Raw genomic sequence first — 23,653 nt, 5'->3', positions numbered from 1 at the left:
ATACCTCAATCTGGTAAGGGTCCCGAAATGATTTGCAGGCTAGGTTTTAGCCTGCAATAGGGATTAGGACGAATAAATATGCCCGTAGAGATCCGCCCGTCGCAGGCGCTTAAGCTATGGCATGATGTAGTGTTGGAATTGGTGCGCGCAGCAGATCAGGATTTGACTGCTCGCCAAATGTCTATTCTTTTAACTGTATATCTTGAGCCTCCACCACATACCGTGCGCGGACTTGCGCAAAAGCTAGGGGTTACCAAGCCTGCAATTACGCGTGCCTTGGATACCCTTGGAACAAACAAACTGCTTTCCAGAAAGCGTGATGAAAATGATCGACGCAATGTCGTTGTCACACGCACAGTTGCAGGGGCGCTGTATCTGGAACAGCTTGGTGATCTGGTATCAGAAAAAGCTCAAGGCCTTTCGCGTTGATCGAAAGGCGGAACCAAGACATTATCATTCCGCTATGCCATTCTGATTGGAGAGAGCTCCCACATGACTGTTCAACTTGACCGCCGTTTACATCCGGTAAGGCCAGATCTGGCTTCGACTGACTATCGCGGTCAGGTGCAATCCGAGCGCTTTGTTGAGGGGACAAACTATTCTGTAAAAGCAGACAAGGTTGAACTACGCGCTCGGCCAGACTTTGCGTGCGGGATCGATACCGAACTGAATTTCGGCGAAGCCTTTCGTGTATTCGAGACAACGCCAGAAGGATGGTCTTGGGGTCAGCTGCAAACAGACGGCTATGTTGGCTGGTTGCCGACGAACGCGCTAGGCCCAGTTGAGCAAACAACCCACAGAGTGACGGCTCTGAGAACCTACCGCTACCCGGAAGCCGAAATGAAACGCCCAGTATTAGGGCAGGTCTCAATGGGAGCGCTCGTAAGCGTGGTAGGACACGAGACCACACGAGGATTGGAGTTTGCAAAGCTTGCTGATGGCTCGTTTATAGTCAAAAAACACTTGGTAGAGCAGGCTGAGAAAGCGGTTGACTGGGTGAAAGCAGCTGAAGCTATGGTCGGAACGCCATATCTGTGGGGGGGACGATCAACACTTGGGCTGGATTGCTCAGGCCTTATCCAACTTGCATTGCAAACAGGCGGTGTAAATGCCCCTCGTGATGCGGATATGCAGGAAGCTATGCTGGGTGAGCAGCTCGACCTCTCCGGTGACCTTCCAACTCTGCAGCGCGGCGACTTGATGTTTTGGAAGGGGCACGTGGGCGTAATGTCTGATTCTGAGACCTTGCTGCATGCCAACGGTTACACAATGACAGTTGCTTATGAGGGGATTCAGGCAGCTCTCAAACGCATTGGCGAGAACGAATTTGGTCAGCTCACCTCTGTGAAGAGGCTAAGTTGAGCCGATGTTTACTCGTGCTTAACCATAAAGCGCATTATCGGCATATCTGCCCCATCAACACGCGCAAATTAGGTTTTCGTTCACTAAAATTATCGCACAAATAACTGGTAAAATTTAACAGTTATTCGGTGGGGTTTGCCGTGTTTTGGAAGCTGCAAAAACAGGTCTCTGATCGTTCGTCAAAAATTGCCTCTGTCGCAATCTCTACTGCGATGACCGTGGGCATTGCTGCGACTTCAATCGCACCAGCTTATGCAGATGTTGAAGTGGTTGCCGACCAGGCAAAAGTCTTCCGTCTCGAAGAGCCTGCTGAAACCATCATTCTTGGAAATCCAAGCATTGCAGATGTGACAGTGCACGACCGCCTGACAATCGTGATCACCGGCAAATCCTACGGCACCACCAACCTGGTTGTCCTGAACGACGCCTCCGAGCCCGTTGTTGAAGAACTTATCACCGTAACCGCAGAAATGGCCGGCTACGTCGCCATCCAACGCAACAACAACCGCTTCACCTACTCCTGCAACCCCGACTGCCATGAAGTCCTACGTCTTGGTGACAATAAGAAAAAGATCGAGGATGTCGCCGAAACCATCAGCTTGCGTAATGAACTGGCAGAGAATGGTATTTTGGCAGGCAATGATGAGTAAACGAAACTTGCAGTCTAACTCAAGGGCTTCGTGATTTTGCTCGACAGCCCTTGTCTAGAATATCACAATAGCCAATGTTACATTGCGTTACGAACAACTACGTAAGATTTGGCGCTGTAATCTAAAGATTGATGTGTCATAACTTCGCAGATCGCCAAAAACTGCTGTTTTGGGATCTTTACCGATAGATTTGTTAGCTCAAATGTTGAATAAGCGCCCCAAGCTTGGCGAAGAATTTAACGCACATATCGCTGAACAGTCACAGAGCTGCGATAGTATGGCTGAGACCTCCCCTCATGAGCCCTATCGCAATACTCATGAGCTCGGGCTGGTGCGGTATGTGGAAAATGAAAAGAGGCTATCAATGGCTACCAATCGGACCTATGACCAAATTCAGGTCGGAGATTCCGTCACTCGCTCCCGCATCTGCACAGCAAACGATCTTTACGTTTTTGCGCATGCGTCTGGCAACATCAATCCACTGCATCTGCCAAACGCGCAGTGGGAAGGCATTGAGAAGAAAGATGGCCCATCCGCACCGTTCATGTGGGGCGCCACTCTGATCTCAGCAGTCGTCGGCAACTACCTCCCAGGGCCTGGCTGCGTGTACCGCGATCAGACACTTTCCTTCCATAACAAGGTGAAAGTGGATCAGGTTCTCGACGTCACAGTAACCGTTCTGGAAAAGCTGCCAGATAACATCATCCGCCTTGCGACCAGCGTGAAAGTCGATGATGGCACTTTGGTTGCTGAAGGTGAAGCTCGGGTAGAAGCGCCAACTAAGTCAATCTCTTACGATGCCGAAGAGCTGCCAGGCCTGCTGATGAAGCGCCACCAGCACTTTGATCGCCTCGTTGCAACGGCTGCCCAGCTACCAGCGATCCCGACTTCTGTTGTGTGCCCAGACGATGCAAACTCCCTCGGTGGTGCAGTCATGGCCGCTCAGGCTGGTCTGATCATCCCGATCCTGTGTGGTCCGGAAAAACGCATTCAGGCTGCAGCTGACAAGATCGGCGCAGACATCTCTGGTTATGAGCTGATCGACACACCTGATGAAGGTTCTGCGGCTGCAAAAGCTGTTGCGCTGGTTCACGAAGGCCGTGTGCGCTCTGTCATGAAGGGTCACCTTCACACAGACGACCTGCTGCGCCACGTTGTGAAGCGTGAAGGTGGTCTGCGCACCAAACGTCGCCTGTCACACGCGTTCGTAATGGATGTTCCAGGTCGTGAAACACCGCTCATTGTCTCTGACGCTGCAATCAACATTGCACCAGACCTGATGTCAAAAGTTGATATCACTCAGAACGCAATCGACGTTGCCCGTTCTATCGGCATTGAGCCACCAAAAGTTGGCATCCTGTCCGCTCTTGAAACCGTGAACCCTGCGATCCCATCCACCATCGACGCAGCAGTGCTGTCCAAGATGGCTGAGCGTGGTCAGATCAAAGGCGGTATCGTTGACGGTCCTCTGGCGATGGATAACGCGATTGATCTTGAAGCTGCTCGCACCAAAGGCATTGAGTCCGTTGTTGCAGGTCGCGCAGAAGTGCTGATCGTGCCAAATCTCGAAGCTGGCAACATGGTCGTGAAAGAGCTGACCTTCCTTGCCCACGCAGAAACAGCTGGCCTTGTAACCGGTGCACGCGTGCCGATCATCCTCACCAGCCGTGCTGACAACGATCGTGCTCGTCTCGTTTCTTGTGCTCTGGCATCCATGTACGACTACTACCTGCGCAACGGCGCTGCGTATGTTGGCGAACAGGATCTGGCAGAAGCCGCAGAGTAATTTCGGGATAGCTGAGAAAACAATAATGACAATCGAAACAATTCTTGTACTGAACGCTGGGTCTTCCTCCATCAAATTCCAGCTGTTCAAAGGCGAAGAAAGTGTGCTTTCCGGCCAGATCGACGGCTTGGGTGCATCTGCTTGGGTAAAAGGTAAATCCGCTGAAGGCGCAACGATCATGGATCGTGCGCTCTCAGAAGAAGAAGCCCAGAACCACAACACTGCGCTACAGGTTATCCTTGCACTGCTGAAAGAGTTCGACCCGAACCTCGAAGTGGACGCAATTGGTCATCGTGTGGTTCACGGCTCTTCCAAATACTCTGCACCTGTGCTGGTCACTGAAGAAGTTGCCGCGGAACTTGAAACATTCAATCCGCTTGCACCTTTGCATAACCCACACAACCTTGCAGGTATTGCTGGCTCCAAAGCGGCCTTCCCGGGCAAGCCGAATGTTGCGTGTTTTGATACAGCGTTCCACCGCACGCAGGAATTCAAGAACGAAGCCTACGCGATTCCGACCAAGTACTATGATGAAGGCATTCGTCGCTATGGCATGCATGGCCAGTCCTTCCACTTCATCGCGGAAGAGCTGCACAACGTGGCGCCAGAAGTGGCAGACGGCAAAGTCGTCGTCGCTCACCTCGGCAACGGCGCATCCATGTGTGCGATCGAAAATGGTAAATCTGTCACCACCACCATGGGCTTTACCCCGGTTGACGGATTGGCAATGGGCACACGGTCCGGTCTGATCGATCCGGGTGTCATCTTCTACCTGATGGAAGAAAAAGGCATGTCCGTGAAAGAAGTCGCGAACCTGCTGAACAAAGAATCCGGCATGAAGGGTCTTTCCGGCATCTCGCAGGACATGCGTGATCTGGAAAATTCCGACAGCCCTGATGCAAAACGTGCCCTCGACTACTACGACAACCGCATCAAGCGCGAGCTGGGTGCTCTGGTTGCTGTCATGGGTGGTCTGGACGCAATTGTCTTCACTGGTGGTATCGGCGAGAACTCTTCCCAAACCCGCGCTGGTGTTTGTAAGGGCCTTGAGTTCCTCGGCGTAGAAATCGACGAAGAAGCCAACAAGGCGCGTGCGAAAGAAGCAATCACAATCTCTAAAGCATCTTCCAAGGTTAAGGTCATGGCGATCCCAACCAACGAAGAGGCTATGATTGCCCGCCAGACCCGCGCGATTTGCGAGTCGTAATCGACCTAAAAGTGGTGTTGATCACAGCGTTAAAGCCGCACTTTTCTTAAAGGAGAAGTGCGGCTTCTCTTTTGTTTGCCTATACGTACAAGAGCAGACGGGATAGTTGCCCAAACATATTTGCATAGGTTGAATTATCAAAATAAGTTATATATTGAGGCGTGCATCTCTATTATATATAGCTTCAATAAAAACTGGCATTCCTATGATCATCGCTGCAACTACATTAGCGCTACCGGCCTCTTTACAGGCTGCTGAGCTGCGTCTGGTGGAATACCATCAAAGAAATTTAGCCTACATCATTGTGCCTCGGACAGATAAGAAACTGCCTGCACTTGTGCTGTTTCATGACTGGGCAGGATTAACCGAAGAAGCGATCTTACAGGCTGCGAAAATCGCAGAAGAAGGCTATGCAGTGTTCCTTCCTGATCTGTTTGGCGGCAAGGTCCCTCAGTCAAAAGAAGAAGCCCAGCCACTGGTGGAAGCGATCCTTGAAACGGACCATCAGCATGAGCTTATGGCGAATGTCCATTCAGGTCTGCAGGTGCTGGAAAGCGTCGAGGAAGTTGAGCCAGTGGACGTCTCCATTTCCGGGCTTGGTATTGGTGAGCAGGTTGCCAGTTACATCTCAAAAAGTGATATGAAACCCGCACTGCCAATGCTCGCGCATGCGTAAGCCAGACGTCATTTTGTAATCCCACGCATTGCATCCCGGGTGCTGAGCAAATACTACTGAGCCAACTCAATCTTTGCATCTAAAGGAGGGGCTTATGTCCTCACCGGTCACTGCTGTCGTGTTTGATATTGGTAATGTCTTGATCTCCTGGGATCCGGAGAACCTGTATAAGGATCTGATCCCAGACGCATCAGAGCGCCAGTTCTTCCTCAATGAGGTTTGCCCTTACGACTGGAATCTGGAGCAAGACCGTGGACGTCCTTGGGGCGATGCCATCGCCGAACGGCTTGCCAAGTTTCCGCAGTATGAAGAATGGATCAAAGCCTATTACGAGCGCTGGGAAGAAATGCTGGCCGGTGCAATTGAGGCCAATGTCACGCTCCTGAAAGAGTTGAAGGATAAGGGCATTTCTCTGTATGCCATCACTAACTTCTCTACCGAGAAGTTTGAGGACGCCAAGCGCCTGTTCCCCTTCCTTGCAGACAGTTTCATCGATACCGTGATCTCCGGTGACGAAAAGCTCCTGAAGCCGGATGCTGCCATCTACAATGTGCTACTGGAAAGAAACCAGCTTGAGGCATCCAACCTCGTCTTCATCGATGACACGCTGAAGAACGTTGAAGCTGCTCAAGGCGTTGGCATGAAGGCACTGCATTTCTCTGAAGCGGGCAAACTTCGCTCAGACTTGAAGCAACTCGGCCTGCCACTTTAAGATCACTGATGTCTTCCCGGGCGAAGCGTAGCGGAGACCCGGGATCCAGAGTACCTTGCTTAGACATTAGCGAATATTGGGCTACATCCCGCATCATATGCGGGATGACGGCGGCGGACTGAGACAAAGAGCAACTGACTTTCGCCTACAAAACTTATTCCCCTCTCCAAAATCCTGCTTACTCTTAGTCCCGTGCCCACGCATTCGGGCAGGAGTGGACCGCCCATTCCGTGGCGTGGGCGGGGTTGGGCTACCGGCATGAGGTAACGTATCGTGTCGGGAGGTCCGGTGAAGCGCCATACCCTATTGAGACCACAGTGGTAGTAGGGAGCTTGGGGTCGTTCCGGAGGGCGTCCGGTTATGACAGATAGTTCCTATCTGTCACCGGCAGGAAACTGCCAATGACGGGGAAACCTGTCAGTGACACGGGAACGTGTCATTCACGTCTGTTCGAGAGGGAGCCCGCGCGTTCATGATAAAAGACCCGGGCGAGGCGAACAGCCATTGCCGAAGAAACATATCTAACAAGTAGCGCAGGCAAAGCCTGTTCGCCTTGCTCCACCCGTTAAGCGGGAACCTCAAACACAAACACCGCCGGGATGATCCAGCGGTGATATTCGTGCTTGTCAGTTTGAGCGGGCTGAAATGCTAGACCTTGTGCCCGCAGTGACCTTCTTCAAAAGCCCAGATGCCAAGGCCTTCGCCTTCTTCCAGAATGGAGTAGGCGACATGGATGTCGACCTTTGCCGGAATATCTACGCTGAACAGCGGTGGATCAGCGTCAATGTCCTCGCATGTACAGCCAAGCTTTTCCAACTTGGACCACTGCTTGGAGAATTCTTCTGGCTGTGTCGTCTCTTCCACCATGATCCGGTAGGTTGAATGACCCGATGCCTTATCGACCCTGTCAAAAACAAGCTGCCCTTTTTGTCGGTTGGCAAGCAGCTCATCACCATTGGCAACGCCGCAAGCAAAGAAGGGTGTGTTTTCAAGCTTATAGCGATTGCCACCGAGCGAGCGTACCCACACAGTTTCACTGTCAATGCCGTGCCAGTCATGTGGATCCAGCTGGAAAACAAGTTTGTGCAGATTGCTATTCTTATTCATGGGGCCTCACAAATTCTAAGCGCAATATACTCATGCGTTCGGGCGAAGCAACCGACATCTTGAGGGAATGTGTTCATAGCGTAACCGGGCTGCAATTTAGGTTAAGCCCAGCTGCAGAACAGAGGAAATTTGAAGGAAGTAAGCAAGAAAAAGCCGGAGCGTTTGCCCCGGCTTTGATCGATCAGATGTGATCGGAAACTTAGTCGCGCAGAAGATCGTTCACAGAGGTCTTCGCACGGGTCTGTGCATCAACACGCTTCACGATAACCGCACAGCCCAGGTTTGGACCTGGAGTGCCGTCTGGAAGCGGCTTGCCTGGCATAGAGCCCGGAACAACAACAGAGTATGCAGGCACTTCACCGTAGAAGATTTCACCGGTGGTGCGGTCCACAATTTTGGTAGTTGCGGAGATGAACACGCCCATGGAGAGCACTGCACCTTCACGAACAACAACACCTTCAACAACTTCGGAGCGAGCACCGATGAAGCAGTTGTCTTCAATGATAACCGGGCCTGCCTGAAGTGGCTCAAGAACACCACCGATGCCAACACCACCGGAAAGGTGAACGTTTTTACCGATCTGAGCACAGGAACCAACAGTCACCCAGGTGTCAACCATTGTGCCTTCGTCAACAAACGCACCAAGGTTTACGAAGGATGGCATCAAAACAGCGGACTTGCCAACGAATGCAGAGCGACGAACGATGGAACCAGGAACAGCGCGGAAGCCAGCTTCTTCAAAGTCGATCGCGCTCCAGCCGTCAAACTTGGAAGGAACTTTATCCCACCAAGGAGCCTGGTCCGGACCACCTTTGATGATCTGCATTGGGTTCAGACGGAAAGAAAGCAGAACTGCCTTCTTGGCCCACTGATTAACAACCCAGTCGCCAGAGGTTTTTTCCGCAACGCGCAACTTGCCGTGATCCATAAGGTTCAGTGCGGTGTTTACTGCATCACGCACGTCACCTGTGGTGTCGGTGCTGATGTTATCACGGTCATCAAATGCAGCGTTGATGGTGGCCTCAAGGGCAGCAAGATCAATCTGGCTCATTGGCGGCAGACTCTCATAATTAATGGGTTTCGAATTAGAGCTACCGAGGGGTACGCAAGCCCCAACCAGAAGTCAATACTCTCAGACTTCCGGTTGTCTCATGTATCAATTTAGGTTGCTTCATGTGCCTTGAATGGCTGCTGGGATTGTTCCATCAGCCATTTGTGGAAGGAAGCTACCGGACGGGTCAAAGGACGGTTCGCATTACGTACAAACCAATAGCCACTTTCCAGAGAAAGACGCGGCCAGTCCGGAACCACCAGATGACCAGCTGCCACTTCCTGTTCAACAAAGCGGGTATCAATCGCAATCGCACCCATGCCCGCAACCGCAGCCTGAATAGCCATGTTCCGGCTTTCAAACATCGCACCAGAGGTCTGATCCGGGTGCGGCAAGCCAGTGCCATTCAACCAACGCGGCCAGTCTTCACGTCTGGAGGAGGTATGCAGCAATTTCAGTTTATCAAGCAGCTTGATATCAGGGTTCGGATCGCCGTTGCTCAGCTGAGGAGCAAAGGCAACAACCAGATCTTCCTGCCAGAGCTGGTGCCTCTCAACATGCGGCCAGGCCCCATCCCCCAACCGGATTGCGCAATCATAGGACTCCCGGTCAAGGTCCACGACGCGCATACTTGTCGAGATAAGCAGCTCAATATCCGGATGCTTTTCCTGAAAGTCCGGCAGGCGCGGAATAAGCCAGCGCGTTGCAACTGTAGAAAGGGTAGAAATGCGCAACTCAGTCCGGCTTCTACGCCGAAACGCTTCAACAGCATGCTCGATCTGGTCAAACGAATTGCCGAGATTGGAAGACAGGCGCTGCCCTTCTTCCGTCAGCGCAAGCCCGCGGCCATCACGAATAACAAGCGCGGCGCCAAGTTCGTTTTCCAATGATCGGAGTAGGTGTGTCAGGGCTGATGGTGTAACGCCAAGATCCTCTGCGGCACGAGCTGCTCGGCCGTGTTTGGCCAACAGTGAAAATGCGTGTAGCGCGCGCAGTGAAACCATGACGAATGCCCTTCCTTATGAGTTCTTGAATTAATCTCAATAAAGGGAAAAAAGGCATTCGTCTAGACGATCGTGATATTTTTTCTCTTTGCGCCTTATTATGCGCAAAAATTGCAATTTTTGGTCGAAACTGCCCCTACAGGAGTTTGAGATGCGAAACAGAGGCACCTTCGTGTTTCGAAGGAATTCCTCTAATTCTTGAGTTCCCCTAGGATATTATAGAGGAAGCCATCCAGATGATCTGTCACAAAATCCACGTGAGGCTCGCTACCGCTCGAAAGTTCCCAATCTTCGCGGAAAACCTCGCGTGTTCCGTCCGGAATAACAAGCACAGTGCGCATTCCAAGAGAGTTAGGAACAACCAGATTGCGTGAAAGGTCCTCAAACATGGCTGCTTTCTGCGGAAGAATGCCGTTTTTTTCCAAAAAGCGCTGGTAGGTTTCTTCTGCAGGTTTCGGGATCAAATCTGCTTCCATAATCCCGAAGATGTCTTCGAAGTGCTGTGTGATACCCAGACGATTAGCAACGGATTCCGCGTGTTTTCGCGTTCCGTTTGTCAGGATGTAGCACTTGCCCGGCAGTTGGTTGATCGCATCTGCAAGCTGGGGGTTAGGGTCCAGCACGGAGTGGTCAATGTCATGCACGTATTCAAGGAACTCATCAGGTTCAATGTTATGTTCAAGCATCAAACCACGCAGAGTGGTTCCATACTCTTTGTAATAGGAGATCTGCAACTCTCTCGCCTGCTCAGCCGGCTTTCCAGTGAGCTTTTGTACAAACTCAGACATCCGCTGATCGATTTGATCGAACAGGTTTGAATGGTGAGGGTAGAGAGTATTATCCAGATCGAAAACCCAGCTTTCAACGCTGGCAAATGGGGAATTGGTCATGCTTATCCGTTCAGTTATCAGCTATGCCGATAAGTGTTGTTTGATACCAAGCAAAACAGGAAAGAATAAGGATAGCAAGGGAGGCGAGTATCTTTCGCCTCCCTGCATTGATTATTAAGGTACGATTAGAGTACCTGCACCGTGGTCGGTGAAGAGTTCCAGAAGAACAGCATGGGCGACTTTTCCGTCGACAATAACAACACCTTCAACACCCTGTTCAAGGGCCTCAAGGCAAGTCTCAACCTTCGGGATCATGCCGCCGGAGATTGTGCCATCTTCAATAAGAGCTCGGGCACCTGCGCGGGTCAGTTGCTTGATGAGCTTGCCGTCTTTGTCCAGAACGCCCGGAACGTCGGTCAGGAACAACAAGCGCTTAGCATTAAGAGAGCCAGCAATGGCCCCGGCAAATGTGTCTGCATTGATGTTGTAGGTCGCACCATCACGGCCCGGAGCAACAGGAGCAACAACAGGAATGAGGTCACGCTCAAGGATCAGCTCAAGCACCTTTGCATTCACAGCTTCGGGCTCGCCAACAAAACCAAGATCCAGCACTTCTTCGATCTTGGAATCTGGGTCACGGTGCTTGCGATGTAGCTTACGAGCGGTGACCATGTCGCCATCTTTGCCGCAAAGGCCAACAGCGCGCCCACCTTCGCGGTTGATACTCGCCACAATGCCTTTGTTGATGGAGCCAGCCAGCACCATCTCGACAACCTCTACGGTTGCCTGATCCGTCACACGAAGGCCGCCTTTAAACTCGCTCTTGATGTTGAGACGATCAAGCATGGAGCCGATTTGAGGACCACCACCGTGGACAACAACCGGATGAACACCAGACTGGCGCAACAGAGTGATATCTCGGGCAAAAGCGCGGGAAAGGGAGTCATCTCCCATTGCATTGCCGCCGTATTTTACAACAACACGTCGGTCATCATAGCGCTGCATATAAGGAAGAGCTTGGGCAATGACGTGCGCACGATTACTGGATTCCGAGAAACTCATAGCGATTTGTACACCTGGAGAAGACAAAGGACTGATACGCAAATCACACGGACTGCGTGTGAAGTATATAACCGCATTATGAGCACGTCACAAATGTTCAGTCATCCCCACCTGCGTGGATTTACTCAAGTAATCGAGGAAATTGTCTAATGCCTCTCGCGCAGATAGTCCGCAAAACCGTCTTCACCCGCAGGAGGGGAGAATAAGAAGCCCTGAGCATTGGTACAGCCGCTACTTTCGAGCAGCTTCATCTGCTCTTCCGTCTCAACACCTTCTGCTGTCACTTCCATGTCGAGTAAGTGAGCGAGTTCAATCAGGTGAGCGCAAGCAGTGCTGTGAACAGCTGAAGTCGGCACACCAGACAGGAAGCTGCGGTCGATCTTAATTCGGTCCACCGGGCAATCCAACAAGTGCTTCATAGAAGCAAAGCCAGTGCCGAAGTCGTCAAAGGCGACTGAGATGCCCATCTCTTGCAGTTTGCGCATGCTCTCCATGGCATGGGGAGCTCTGTCCAGATCAATTCGTTCTGTGACTTCAAGCTCTAAGAAATGCCCGGGTGTGCCAGTGTCCTGTAGAATCTTTTGGATGCGGGAGACGATGTATTGGTCAACAAACATTCTACCGCAAATGTTCACGGAGATTTTGAAGTTGGGATCAACAAGATTGCTCCATCCGCTGCGTGCTTTACAGGCTTCTCGAATGACCCAGTAGCCCACATCCTTGCCAAGACAGCTCCGGCACAAAGTGGTTATGAAACGGGAAGGGGGCAGTAGGCCGCTCTCAGGGTGTTCCCATCTGATCAGAGCCTCAGCCCCAACCAGCTTGCGATCAGCAACTCGCACGATCGGCTGATAGTGCAGCACGAACTCATCACGGAGGTAGGCAGAAATCAGAGAGCGTTCCAGCGGGTTAGGCCCAAGCTGGCGAGCTTTGTACCACTTCTTCAAATTCAGCCCTGCCAACAGCAGTGCTGGTAGCGCATGAATGAAACGCCAAATATAGGTCAACGCATTGGTGATGGCATGCTCTGGTACAAGAGCCCAATGGTGACGGAGGGACGGAGTTGCACACATACATCATCCCCTTTGACTGATTTTAGCACTGTGATTGTAATCTTGCTTGTCTTTTCCAGACATCCGACGACCTCCCCTTCGACGACGGTCTGTCTATATTCGGGGGGTAAATTGACCCTAGGTCAAGAACGGGTTAAGGCGGGCTGGGGAAAAGGCAGCAAAACGTGAGAACAGGGGAATTGCAGGATGGACAAGGCGTGTTGGATATGTTTGCAGAGCCGCTATCCGAAAGAGGAGGGTGCAGGGAAATATGCCCCCTGCACCTGCAATTGACTAGCCGTAACTGACCAGCTGCGCGATCTCTGCACGCAATTCATCCAGACCGTTGCCTTTTTCTGAAGATGTGGCAATGACTTCCGGATGTGCAGCTGGACGCTTCGCGAGTACTTTCAGCGTCTCGTCTTTCATGCGCTGCAGTTGCCCCGGCTTCAGTTTATCAGCCTTGGTCAGCACGACCTGATAAGGCACAGCGGACTTGTCCAGAATCGCCATAGCGTCAAGATCGTTCTTTTTGATGCCATGACGTGAGTCGATCAAAGAAAACACACGACGCAAGGTGCTTCGACCACGCAGATAGTCAAAAATAAGTGATGTCCACGCATCAACCATACCTTTTGGCGCTTCGGCGTATCCGTAGCCCGGCATATCGACAATCTTTAAGATGGAGTGCTCTGCCCCAAAGAAGTTCAGCATCTGGGTCCGGCCCGGTGTGTTGGATGTACGAGCCAACGTTTTCTTGCCAGTGAGCTTGTTGATCAGACTGGACTTGCCAACATTGGAACGACCGGCAAACGCGATCTCGATACCATCCAGCTCAGGAAGCTGATGCATCTCTTTCACACTGGTAATAAAATCCCAAGGACGCGCAAACAGAAGGCGTCCCGCCTCCAGTTGTTCTGCTGAATATTCTTTTTCTGAGCTCATGCCCTGCCTTTTAACCTGCAATCTTGATTTGGTCGAGTGCTGTTTTCCAAAGCACAGCCCTAATGTTTACCATGGTGAAGCTTCACCACAAAAGGTGCTAACCCCAAACAAAAAACGCGACCCAAAGGCCGCGTTTTTGAAGTCTTATTCGAAGGCGAAAGCTTACTTGCTTTCTTCCTTAGGCTTGCGCTTGAACGTGCTCTTCAGGTTATCAAACAGCTCAAGCTTCACGCCCTGACGACGCATGATGATTCCCTGCTGTGCAACAGAAAGAGTGTTGTTCCATGCCCAGTAGATCACGAGACCTGCTGGGAAGGTTGCCAGCATGAAGGTGAACAGAACAGGCATCCAGTTGAAGATCATCTGCTGTGCAGGCTCAGCTGGTGCTGGGTTCATCTTCATCTGCAGGAACATGGTTACACCCATGATCAGAGGCCAGACACCAATCATCAGGAATGTTGGCGGATCCCATGGAATCAGACCGAACAGGTTGAAGATGGTTGTTGGATCTGGAGCAGAAAGATCCTGAATCCATCCAAAGAATGGCGCATGGCGCATCTCAATGGTTACGAACAGCACCTTATAGAGCGAGAAGAAGACAGGGATCTGAATCAACATCGGCAAACAGCCTGCCAACGGATTGATCTTCTCCGTCTTATACAGCTCCATCATGGCTTGCTGCTGTTTCTGCTTGTCGTCCTTATACTTCTCGCGGATTTCAGTCATCTTCGGCTGCACGAGTTTCATTTTACTCATGGAGACGTAGGACTTGTTTGCCAGCGGGAAGAAGATTGCCTTCACAATCACGGTCACGAGCAGGATCGCGATACCGAAGTTACCAACCAGAGAATAGAGCCAGTCAATGGTCCAGAACATTGGCTTAGTCAGGAAGTAGAACCAACCCCAGTCGATCATCAGGTCGAAGTTCAGGATATTATAGGAATCCTGATAGCCGTCGATCAGACTGGTAACCTTCGCACCCGCATAAAGCAGGGAGGAACTGGTGATTTTGGAGCCATCAGCAACCTGAACAGCATCACCAAGGTAGTCACTCTGGAAGTTCTGAGTGCTAGCGTTGTAGGAGAAGTTCGGCTGGAACTCTGTGCCCGGAGTTGGGATCAGCGTTGCGGCCCAGTACTTATCAGTAAAGCCGAGCCAACCCATGTTCGCGCGACCCGGACGAACGCTTCCGTCCTCAATCAGGTCGGAATAGTTGATTTCCTGGAGGCCTTCGTCGCCGATAACGCCGATGAGGCCTTCATGCAATACGAAGAAGCCAGCGGTTTCTGGTTCGCCGTTACGTGCAATCAAACCATAAGGGTAAAGCTGAACGTTCTGACCAGTGCTGTTCTGAACTTCCTGGTCAACAGTGAACATGTAGTTCTCGTCGACGGAGAAAGTGCGCTTGAACACCAGTCCTTCACCATTGTCCCAGCTCAGAACGATAGGGGAAGATGGTGTCAGGTCACCGGAAGTCTCTGCAGTCCAGATAGTTTCAGCATTAGGAAGTTTGACCTGTGCACCCGGATCTGCAACCCAGCCATGCTCAGCGTAGTATGGCTCTGGGCTACCTTTAGGCGAGAACAGAACAACAGTTTCACTGTCCTTAGCCTGTGTCTGACGGTAGTCGTTCAGACGAAGGTCATCCAGCTTCGCGCCTTGCAGATTGACAGAGCCGGAGAGGCTAGGGGTGTCAATGGTCAGGCGAGGAGAGGCAGCCAGTGCTTGTGCGCGACTGACGAATGATTGCGCAGCAGCCCCGCCGTCGGTGCCTGGAGCAGCCACTTGACCGGATGCACCTTCAGGCAGTGCAACGGGTGAGCTGGAACCGGCTTGTTGTGCATCGTTTGCCAGCTGCGCCTGTTGCGCGTCCTGCTGAGCTTCTAACTGTGGTCCGGCAATAAAATATTGCCAGCCCAATAGCACAACCAGCGACAGCACGATCGCTACGATCATATTGCGATTATCGTTCATCGACTGGATCACTCATTTCAAAAAGGGTGGAATTATTAGTCATCACTGGTCAGTTGGCCTCAACTTTATCATGTGGAGGTTTAGAATTTGCCAGCGAATTCGGTTTTGATCGGATAGGGCGAGGTTTACGAGGCTTGAACGCATTTTTTACACTGCCTTTGAGGTCTTTCAAAAGATCCTCGAAAGGTTGTGAAAGCGCAGCTCGTCTGCCAACCAAAACATAGTCAGCGCCTATCTGGGCAATATCCAAATCAAGGGAGGCAACAGCGGCTCGAAGTCGGCGCTTTATTCGACTGCGCTCAACAGAGTTTCCGGTTTTCTTGGTGACCGTATACCCCATTCGAGGGTCGCCATCACTGCGGGTTTTAGCCGCTTGAAGCACAAAAGCACGCCGAGCTATCCTTCCGCCTTTTGCGACGGTAAGAAACTCGGAGCGCTTTTTGAGTGTTTTCATGTTTTTGCGGCGGAACTTTTGTTCAATGGATATGAAGTGAATGCCGCCGCGCAACGTCGCGATTAAGCGCTAAGACGCTTACGGCCTTTAGCACGACGACGTGCCAGAACCTGGCGGCCATTTTTAGTTGCCATACGTGCCCGGAAGCCGTGGCGACGCTTGCGAACAAGGTTGCTCGGTTGGAAAGTACGCTTCATTTTATTACCCTAGCAGAGCCGTTGGCTCCAACTTAAACGTTAATTTGGATTGTGCGTCTTCTCCCCGAAGTCACCGCGACTTTATTCAAGTTGCAGGACTTTGCGCAGGGGATCCGCACTCCTATTCGTCGGCGCTTATATTAGTGTGCGTGCTTCAAGTCAATAATTGCTGTGCCGGAATCTACGATATCCTGACTCTTTATTGCCTCACAGCCTCGTGTAGAGCTGTTACCCCTCATTCAAAACAGAGTGAAACTACGGGTAACGCACGAACCTGTGATAACACCGGAGGTCTTTCTGATTGTATGAAAATTGTAAGACATCAATTCATTAGGCGATTGAGCCTGCAAAAAACATAGTAACCTATTCAGTCTAGACTAGGCAAGAACACTGAGGTTTCGGTTCTTTTCAGGTCTGAACGTTGAAACCATCTAGGGAAAAGCACATGGGAATCACGGAACACAATGATAACAAGTCATCAGCCGAGGGAGCTTTGGGCTTCATCAAACGCTGGGGACTACTCTTTGTTATCCTTGCCGTGTCTGCCTATGGCATTTCTCAGGGCTGGCATCAACAAATTACAATCAGCAATCTGATCAAAAACCAGCAACTGCTTTCTGGTTATCTGGCCGAATATCCAATCCTGACCCCTCTCATCTATTTCGTCGTCTATACCCTCGCTGTTGCGCTATCTTTCCCAGGTGCATCTTTGCTCACCATTGCAGGTGGTTTTTTGTTTGGGTGGTTCTTCGGTGGCCTGCTCACAGTTCTCGCAGCAACAATTGGTGCTGCATTGCTGTTCATTGCTGCAAAAACATCGGTTGGTGCAACGCTCAAAGCAAGGGCAGGGCCGTTCCTCGATAAGATGTCTGAGGGCTTTCGCAAGAACGCGTTCAGTTACCTTCTCTTCCTGCGTCTTACTCCAGTGTTTCCGTTCTGGCTCGTCAACATTGCACCAGCACTGTTCCATGTTCCGTTGAGCACATATTTGATCGCCACATTCGTTGGTATCATCCCAGGTACATTCGCCTATGCCTTCGTTGGGGCTGGTCTGGATAGTGTGATCCTGGCGCAAGAGCAGGCAAATCCGGGTTGTTCAGCTGCTGGGACATGCGAAGTGGAGATCTCCGCACTCATAACGCCTGAGCTGATTTGGGCATTTGCAGCGCTTGGCTTGGTTGCGCTCATCCCGCCGATTGTTCAGCGTTTTCGCGGCAAATAATTCTCAGAACAGATCAATTTCAAATTTACGGACTTTCTCGATGACAAATAACAATAATGCAAAAACATTGACCCCAGACATCTGTGTTATTGGCGCTGGTTCAGGCGGCCTCTCAGTTGCAGCAGCTGCAGCAGCCTTTGGCGTGGATGTTGTCCTGATTGAAAAGGGTAAGATGGGTGGTGACTGCCTGAACTATGGCTGCGTCCCATCCAAAGCAATTATTGCAGCAGGTAAAGCCGCGGCCACCTTCCGGTCATCCGAAAAATTTGGGGTTGGTGCTCAGGAGCCTGAGATCGACTTCTCTAAGGTGAATGATCACGTTCATGACGTTATCGCCACCATAGCGCCACATGACTCTGCTGAGCGCTTCGAGGGTTTGGGTGTAAATGTTATTCAAGGCGCGGGTGAGTTTATCTCCGCAGATACCGTCAAAGTCGGAGAGCAACTCATCAAAGCGCGCCGGTTTGTCATTGCCACTGGCTCCAGCGCTGCGGTCCCTCCGATCCCTGGTATCGAAAACACACCTTACCTGATCAACGAAAATCTGTTTGAACTGAAAGAACGCCCAGAGCACCTGATCATTATTGGTGCGGGGCCAATTGGAATGGAGATGGCACAGGCTCACCGTCGTTTGGGAAGCCGTGTTACAGTCATCGAAGTGCTGCGTCCATTGGCGGTGACCGATCCTGCACATGCTGCTCAAGTCATAGAGAAGATGGAAGCAGAAGGTGTTGAGATCCTTGCAAACACCAAGGTGAATAGCGTCGAACGCACTGACACTGGTGTAAAAGTTACCATCAAGGTTGATGATGAAGCCGAAGGAACCGTTGAAGGCTCCCATCTTCTGATCGCGGCAGGTCGTGCGCCGAACGTCTCTTCTCTTGGCTTGGAAGCGGCTGGCATCGAATACACCCGCAAAGGCATCAAAGCAGATGATGGATTGCGCACCACAAACCGAAAAGTCTATGCGATTGGTGATGTCGCCGGTGGAGCGCAGTTTACACATGCGGCAGGTGCACACGCCTCACTTGTCATTCGTTCAATCCTGTTCCGCATGCCGGTCAACCACAACAACATAACAATGCCTGCGGTGACCTACACTGAGCCTGAGATCGGACAGGTTGGTCTTTCAGAGCAGCAAGCACGTGAACAGCTGGGCGATAAACTGAAAATCTTGACCGCAGAGTTTTCCGGAAACGACAGAGCGCTTGCTGAAGGCAAAGGCAAGGGCCAGGTTAAGCTCCTGACTAACGGAAAAGGACAGCTCGTTGGAGCATCTATTGTGGGTCCAGGCGCTGGTGAACAGATTGGTCTGCTGGCTTTGATGATCTCTCAGAAGTTGAAAGTCGGTGCTCTCTTAGGAGTGGTCCTCCCGTACCCGACACTAAATGAAGCAATTCGTAGGGCTGCACTTACGTATTATGCGGATGCCCCCCAAAATCCGTGGGTCCGCAGAATTCTGGCGCTTCTAAGAAAGCTTGGATGACGCAGTTGTGATCAGCTGTGAGAGAAGTGTGTTGCTTGGCACACGTCATCTGCTAAAAATGAGTAAGGCATAGCGCGTAACAACAATTTGCGCTGCACGATCATTGTGTACCAACTCATCAGGTAGGTGGATGGCTCAAAATAATGGGAGAGTGGCCTCTGAAACAGAGGTCACACCGAAAAAGCTGAACTCGGATGAAACTCCGAAAGGCAGACACCGCAAAATATTTGGCGGTGGAATGGGCCTCTCTGGCAAACTTCTGCTGCTGACAATCTTGTTTGTCATGCTCAGTGAAGTTCTTATTTTTGTCCCTTCAATTGCAAATTATCGAAACACTTGGCTGCGTGACCGCTTGGCAGTTGGCGGTGTTGCCGCAACTTTGTTGTCAGAAAGTGAGACACTGTCTCCGCAAGTCCAGCAAAAGCTGCTGGATGCAACAGGCGCTCAGGCGATTTCTCTTGCCGTTGGAGAGCGTCGTAATTTGATCGCGATGGAGAGTTCCGAAATGAACATCACCAAGACGATTGATATGACGCAGGATTCTCCATGGGACGCGATTGGATGTAGCCTTCAGTTCCTGACTGGGACGCGAACCGGCCAGATCCGCGTCATCGGCGATATTGATATGCGTTCAGGCGGCAGAGTGGATATGGTTTTCCCAGCCTCTTTGCTGAGAGACGATTTGCAGAAATATGCTCTCAACATTCTGCAATTATCTCTTCTCATCTCATGTCTGACAGCAGCGCTCGTTTATCTGTCCATTCGTTCTTTGCTGTTGCGTCCTTTACAGCGGCTCACCGGCTCCATGATGCGTTTCGCTGAGTCTCCGGAAAATGCTCGCGAAATTATCAAACCAAGCGGGCGTGCGGATGAATTGGGTGAGGCAGAAATTCAGCTGCAGTCCATGCAGAAGTCTCTGAACCAGACATTGAACCAGCAACGGCGTATGGCAGCCTTGGGACTAGCTGTTTCCAAGATCAACCACGACATGCGGAATTTGCTGGCATCAGCGCAGCTGTTTCTTGAACGACTGGAGTTGCTGCCAGACCCGACCGTACAACGTGTTGCACCTAAGATCCTTGCGACACTTGACCGGGCGGCCAGTTACACCAGCGCAGTGCTCTCCTACGGCAAGGTTCAGGAGGCTGCGCCAGAGTTGCGTGTTATCCGTCTGGCGTCTGTCCTGCGTGATGTGGAGGAGGTTCTTGGCCTCTCCAGTTATTCCAAGGGCATTGAGATGCATGTGAATGTGCCGGAGACGCAAGAGCTGGAAGCTGACCCGGAACAGATCTTCCGTGTCCTTCTCAATCTCTGTCGAAACTCGGTGCAGGCAATGGAAGCATCCAAAGGTGCATCTGAGGTCGTGTGTCGGATCGAGATCCACTCTGAAGTAGAAGAGGATATGCTCTCTATCTATGTGTCAGATACAGGACCGGGCATACCTGCCAAGGCGCAGGAAGGCCTGTTCAAAGCCTTCCAGACCTCAGGCAAGGTTGGCGGCACTGGATTGGGCCTTGCGATCGCTGCGGAGATTGTTGTGGCCCATGGTGGTAAGATCACATTGGAAAAAGATGTGACCACGGGAGCCTGTTTCAAAATTCAGCTTCCATACAAACATGGTGTACAAGCTGCTGAAAAAGTTACGAGACTATTCCCTGCTGACAGCAGCAAGGGCTAATCTCTGGAAAAGTTGCACTGTGCAAGTGCAGCTTTTCTCACGTTTAGGCTGCAACGCCCTACGTCTTTGTTCTGATAGTCAGAAATTGTTATCCCCAAAACGCAAATTCACTTCAAAAAACTTCTCTAAAGCGCTTGCCAAGGTCCAGTAAGGCGGCTACATAGACCCCCGTTCCGCAGGGAACACGGCCTGCACCGGTAGCTCAGCTGGATAGAGCACCAGACTACGAATCTGGGGGTCGGGGGTTCGAATCCTCCCCGGTGCGCCATTTACTCTCATATAAAGAGTAGATGGTTTAAATAGCACTAGGCCAACATATAATTCTTGTTCGCAAGAAACAGCGCACCGGTAGCTCAGCTGGATAGAGCACCAGACTACGAATCTGGGGGTCGGGGGTTCGAATCCTCCCCGGTGCGCCAATTTTCTCTCTCCTAAAATTTATGCGCTTCATCAGATAGGTGAATTGTGCCTACTAAACTCTTCGAGCGCTTAATTGCTTGAGGCGAGAGTTTCTTCTTCGCTTTGCCCTTGTGGAAGGTTCTCGAGCAAAAATCTGATGATGTTTTCGCCCATCACTGCTGCGATCTGTTTTTCTGTGAAACCTCTTTTCAAAAGTTCTTGCGTCAAAACCGCATATTCGGATGTATCGAACGCAGTCGTAACAGAGCCGTCGAAGTCCGATCCCAATGCCACATGGTCGATACCGGCAATTGAAACAGCATAGTCAATTGAAGCTGCAACGCCCTTTGGGCTAATGTCGCAAGCTGCAGCATCCCAAAAACCGATACCAATCAACCCACCTTTTGCTGAAATTGCTCTGACCTGGTCATCTGTGAGATTGCGAGGAGTGTCACAAATCCCCTTTACACCTGTATGAGAAACGACAATTGGTCGTGTAGCCATTGCCAGCACATCTTCAACCACTGCTGGAGAGGAATGAGCAACATCGACAATCATCTCCTTCTTCTCCATAAGCCGAACCACATCCTTGCCAAAATCGGTGAGGCCTGCCTTTGATTGACCATGGAGGGAGCCACCCAGTTTGTTGTCGAAGAAGTGTTGTAGGCCCATCAGTCGCAAACCACCCTCGTAAAGCCGGTCCAAGTTCTTGATGTCACCATCCAGTGCATGCCCGCCCTCTGTACCTAAAATGCCAGCAATGATCTTGGAGCCTTGGGCTCTGGCTTTCAGGACAGCTTCCAGTTCTTCTCTATCATGCACAACGGTAATCTCGTCTGGATGCTTCTTCTCCAGATCGTAAAGGCGCTGCGCTTGCAACAGCGCACGCTCAGAAAGCTTGTTTAATGCGTTAGACGGCCAGCTTTGCAGCCAACCTAGCAAGGTAATGTTGTCAAAGGCCTCAGCTGAGTTCTTCTTGTAGTTCTGACCACGAGGTGACTTGGTAACGCTTGTGAAGATTTGCACTCCTACATTACCTTTTTTGAAGCGTGGCAGATCAGAGTGACCGATCTCTGACTCCTGAGATATGTTCCTGCCCCAGAGCAAAACATCATTATGCAGGTCTGCAATCCGCAGCTTGTCGTGCAAAGCCTGTGCGTCTGCGCTGATGGAATAGGGAGTGTGTTCGACAATCTGATTTTGGGACTGATCAACATATTGGGCAATATAGCCAGATCGAATGATGCCATATCCCGCTGCAGCTACGATCACGACTGCACCTAAACCAACCTTTAAATAAGAGAAACCCATAATAGACGCCCAATATGTTTGCAGTCACCGACCGGGAAATATCACTTTACCTTAGGGTAAATTCCATATTTGTCCAGTTGCCTCAACCATGGGCTGTCATCGCTCAAGGGGAGGTATAGCTTGTATCTCCTTGTCACTGAGAGGAGCTTCTGGGTAATATGAAAACGAATTTCTACGGTTCTATAAATAGTTAAAGGCGAGAGGCGTTATCATGAACGCTCAACAACTGGTCGAGATCATTCGTTCGCGCACATCAGCATCACTTAAGCTCATGAAAGCGCCTGGTCCGAATAGAGAAGAGATGAAGCTGATAATTGAGGCCGCTGCAGCTGCTCCTGATCACGGGCATCTACATCCATTCCGGATTTTGGAGATCCCTACAGACGCACGCAATGATCTGGGAGATCTTTTTGTAAAGGCCGTTGAAGAGGTTCAAGATGAACCAACCGAAGAAGCGCTCACTCGTGCACGGGAAAAAGCGCACAAAGGGCCTGTGCTTCTGGTTTTGATCGGATGTTTTCACGGTTCGGATGAGACCCGCATTCCCCAATATGAGCAAATGCTCTCAGCAGGAACAGCTTTGCAAAATATGGTGCTTGTAGCTCATGCAATGGGATATGCGTCCCGGATTACAAGCGGCAGCAGTGCACGCTCATCTGCCTTCCATAAAGGGCTGGGTCTCTCAGACAATGAGGAGTTCCTGTGCTTTATCTCCATTGGCAAAGTTGATGAAACAAGACCCGCCAAGGGTAGACAAGAAGCCCAGGAAATCCATTCAACTTGGATACCGGAGTAAAGTACTTACTTCGCCTTTGGACGAAACGCCACGATCACGTTTGGATCTGTTTCAATGCGCCCTGCACCGATCAGGTCCAGGCAGTACGGCACCGCTTGGAACACCGCATCAAGGCAGGTCTTGATGCTGGCTGGTTTACCCGGCAGATTGATGATGAGGCTTTTGCCACGAATTCCTGCTGTCTGACGCGAAAGAATTGCAGTCGGCACTTCTTTCAAAGAAAGCTGACGCATCAGTTCACCAAATCCGCGAAGTTCTTTCTCCATCACCAGTTCCATAGCTTCTGGCGTCAGATCACGAGGAGAGGGGCCTGTTCCACCTGTAGTCAGGATCAGGTCGATACCATCTTCATCAGCCAACTGCTTCAAAGTAGTGCTGACGCTTTCGATTCCATCCGGAATGATCTTATGGATGGGCTCCCATGGGCTGGTCACAGCTTGTTCAAGGTATGCGAGAATAGCTGGGCCACTTTTGTCTTCGTAAGTTCCATCACTGGCGCGGTCGGAGATGGTAACAGCTGCAATCTTCATGGATATCTCTCATAGACACGGATGATTTCCAGTGAGAGTAAGCATGGAAATGCTTGGGTTCAAACATTAATTGCCTGCGGCTTTCCTTGTCCTCTTATTCTTTAAGACCCTCAGAGAGCCAGCCCCTTTCCAGGGTTTGTTTTCTACCCCCCCATGTGTTTC

At 51.1% G+C, this 23,653-nt stretch carries 23 protein-coding genes and 2 tRNA genes; 13 read left to right on the top strand and 12 right to left on the bottom strand.

The genetic code is table 11. The features are described 5' to 3' along the window. Window positions 1-78 precede the first annotated feature (78 nt). The 7 genes from BM231_RS09645 (at window position 79) to BM231_RS09615 (ending at window position 6,393) form a co-directional block, all read left to right on the top strand. Complete coding sequence (locus BM231_RS09645; RefSeq protein WP_093518849.1) at window positions 79-429, top strand: MarR family transcriptional regulator; 351 nt, start codon at window positions 79-81, stop codon at window positions 427-429. 63 nt (window positions 430-492) lie between these two features. Next, window positions 493-1,362 carry a C40 family peptidase gene (locus BM231_RS09640; protein WP_093518847.1) on the top strand — a complete coding sequence of 290 codons (870 nt, stop codon included), beginning with the start codon at window positions 493-495 and terminating at the stop codon, window positions 1,360-1,362. A 140-nt stretch (window positions 1,363-1,502) separates the two neighbouring features. After that, window positions 1,503-2,012 (top strand): pilus assembly protein N-terminal domain-containing protein, encoded by a 510-nt coding sequence (locus BM231_RS09635; protein WP_208860242.1) that lies wholly within the window; start codon window positions 1,503-1,505, stop codon window positions 2,010-2,012. 364 nt (window positions 2,013-2,376) lie between these two features. Then, entirely contained in the window at window positions 2,377-3,798 is a 1,422-nt protein-coding gene (locus BM231_RS09630) for a bifunctional enoyl-CoA hydratase/phosphate acetyltransferase (RefSeq protein WP_093519154.1), read from the top strand. 25 nt (window positions 3,799-3,823) lie between these two features. After that, window positions 3,824-5,005 carry an acetate/propionate family kinase gene (locus tag BM231_RS09625; RefSeq protein ID WP_057464150.1) on the top strand — a complete coding sequence of 394 codons (1,182 nt, stop codon included), beginning with the start codon at window positions 3,824-3,826 and terminating at the stop codon, window positions 5,003-5,005. A gap of 205 nt (window positions 5,006-5,210) precedes the next feature. After that, entirely contained in the window at window positions 5,211-5,681 is a 471-nt protein-coding gene (locus BM231_RS09620) for a dienelactone hydrolase family protein (protein WP_093518843.1), read from the top strand. A gap of 94 nt (window positions 5,682-5,775) precedes the next feature. Further along, on the top strand, window positions 5,776-6,393 hold the full coding sequence (locus BM231_RS09615) for an HAD family hydrolase (RefSeq protein ID WP_063309534.1): 618 nt from the start codon (window positions 5,776-5,778) through the stop codon (window positions 6,391-6,393). A 648-nt stretch (window positions 6,394-7,041) separates the two neighbouring features. On the opposite strand, the gene BM231_RS09610 is transcribed toward BM231_RS09615, so the two are convergent. From BM231_RS09610 to rpmH, 10 genes are all read right to left on the bottom strand, one after another. Further along, window positions 7,042-7,500, bottom strand: a complete 459-nt coding sequence (locus BM231_RS09610; protein ID WP_063309551.1) for a DUF4265 domain-containing protein — start codon at window positions 7,498-7,500, stop codon at window positions 7,042-7,044. Between the two features lie 199 nt (window positions 7,501-7,699). Further along, window positions 7,700-8,551, bottom strand: coding sequence for a 2,3,4,5-tetrahydropyridine-2,6-dicarboxylate N-succinyltransferase (gene dapD / locus BM231_RS09605; RefSeq protein ID WP_093518841.1), 852 nt, complete (start codon window positions 8,549-8,551; stop codon window positions 7,700-7,702). A 110-nt stretch (window positions 8,552-8,661) separates the two neighbouring features. Beyond that, window positions 8,662-9,555, bottom strand: coding sequence for a LysR substrate-binding domain-containing protein (locus BM231_RS09600; protein ID WP_063295182.1), 894 nt, complete (start codon window positions 9,553-9,555; stop codon window positions 8,662-8,664). Window positions 9,556-9,746: 191 nt separating this feature from the next. Then, window positions 9,747-10,445, bottom strand: a complete 699-nt coding sequence (locus tag BM231_RS09595) for a pyrimidine 5'-nucleotidase (RefSeq protein WP_063309554.1) — start codon at window positions 10,443-10,445, stop codon at window positions 9,747-9,749. 114 nt (window positions 10,446-10,559) lie between these two features. Next, window positions 10,560-11,447, bottom strand: a complete 888-nt coding sequence (argB, locus tag BM231_RS09590) for an acetylglutamate kinase (protein ID WP_063291370.1) — start codon at window positions 11,445-11,447, stop codon at window positions 10,560-10,562. Between the two features lie 146 nt (window positions 11,448-11,593). Then, window positions 11,594-12,520: an EAL domain-containing protein gene (locus BM231_RS09585; protein ID WP_093518839.1), complete on the bottom strand. Its 927-nt coding sequence runs from the start codon at window positions 12,518-12,520 to the stop codon at window positions 11,594-11,596. A gap of 273 nt (window positions 12,521-12,793) precedes the next feature. Beyond that, complete coding sequence (gene yihA / locus BM231_RS09580; protein WP_057462867.1) at window positions 12,794-13,444, bottom strand: ribosome biogenesis GTP-binding protein YihA/YsxC; 651 nt, start codon at window positions 13,442-13,444, stop codon at window positions 12,794-12,796. A gap of 162 nt (window positions 13,445-13,606) precedes the next feature. Then, a complete protein-coding gene (gene yidC / locus BM231_RS09575; RefSeq protein WP_093518837.1) occupies window positions 13,607-15,418 on the bottom strand; it encodes a membrane protein insertase YidC in 1,812 nt (603 codons plus the stop codon). Window positions 15,419-15,467: 49 nt separating this feature from the next. Continuing rightward, entirely contained in the window at window positions 15,468-15,872 is a 405-nt protein-coding gene (gene rnpA / locus BM231_RS09570; protein WP_208860241.1) for a ribonuclease P protein component, read from the bottom strand. 62 nt (window positions 15,873-15,934) lie between these two features. Further along, window positions 15,935-16,069, bottom strand: coding sequence for a 50S ribosomal protein L34 (gene rpmH / locus BM231_RS09565; RefSeq protein WP_014283918.1), 135 nt, complete (start codon window positions 16,067-16,069; stop codon window positions 15,935-15,937). Window positions 16,070-16,514: 445 nt separating this feature from the next. Between rpmH and BM231_RS09560 the strand changes: the two genes are divergently transcribed. The 5 genes from BM231_RS09560 (at window position 16,515) to BM231_RS09540 (ending at window position 20,874) form a co-directional block, all read left to right on the top strand. After that, the gene (locus BM231_RS09560) at window positions 16,515-17,291 is read left to right on the top strand and encodes a TVP38/TMEM64 family protein (protein WP_063309557.1); all 777 of its coding nucleotides are present in this window, start codon (window positions 16,515-16,517) and stop codon (window positions 17,289-17,291) included. A gap of 40 nt (window positions 17,292-17,331) precedes the next feature. Next, window positions 17,332-18,777 carry a dihydrolipoyl dehydrogenase family protein gene (locus BM231_RS09555; RefSeq protein WP_093518833.1) on the top strand — a complete coding sequence of 482 codons (1,446 nt, stop codon included), beginning with the start codon at window positions 17,332-17,334 and terminating at the stop codon, window positions 18,775-18,777. Between the two features lie 130 nt (window positions 18,778-18,907). Continuing rightward, entirely contained in the window at window positions 18,908-20,455 is a 1,548-nt protein-coding gene (locus BM231_RS09550; RefSeq protein WP_208860240.1) for a sensor histidine kinase, read from the top strand. A gap of 191 nt (window positions 20,456-20,646) precedes the next feature. Further along, window positions 20,647-20,723: transfer RNA gene (locus tag BM231_RS09545), tRNA-Arg, on the top strand. Window positions 20,724-20,797: 74 nt separating this feature from the next. After that, window positions 20,798-20,874, top strand: a tRNA-Arg gene (locus tag BM231_RS09540). A gap of 70 nt (window positions 20,875-20,944) precedes the next feature. Here the strand turns inward: BM231_RS09540 and BM231_RS09535 are convergent. After that, window positions 20,945-22,165 carry a dipeptidase gene (locus tag BM231_RS09535; RefSeq protein ID WP_093518831.1) on the bottom strand — a complete coding sequence of 407 codons (1,221 nt, stop codon included), beginning with the start codon at window positions 22,163-22,165 and terminating at the stop codon, window positions 20,945-20,947. Window positions 22,166-22,376: 211 nt separating this feature from the next. Here BM231_RS09535 and BM231_RS09530 point away from each other — a divergent pair, with 211 nt between their 5' ends. After that, on the top strand, window positions 22,377-22,961 hold the full coding sequence (locus tag BM231_RS09530) for a nitroreductase family protein (RefSeq protein WP_093518829.1): 585 nt from the start codon (window positions 22,377-22,379) through the stop codon (window positions 22,959-22,961). Between the two features lie 5 nt (window positions 22,962-22,966). Here BM231_RS09530 and mog read toward each other — a convergent pair whose 3' ends face one another. Beyond that, window positions 22,967-23,491 carry a molybdopterin adenylyltransferase gene (gene mog, locus BM231_RS09525; protein WP_093518827.1) on the bottom strand — a complete coding sequence of 175 codons (525 nt, stop codon included), beginning with the start codon at window positions 23,489-23,491 and terminating at the stop codon, window positions 22,967-22,969. Between the last annotated feature and the right edge of the window lie 162 nt (window positions 23,492-23,653).

Source organism: Pseudovibrio ascidiaceicola, from assembly GCF_900114245.1.
Classification (GTDB): domain Bacteria; phylum Pseudomonadota; class Alphaproteobacteria; order Rhizobiales; family Stappiaceae; genus Pseudovibrio; species Pseudovibrio ascidiaceicola.
Note: the sequence above shows the minus strand (reverse complement) of the source record. Positions and strands in the feature narration are given on the sequence as shown.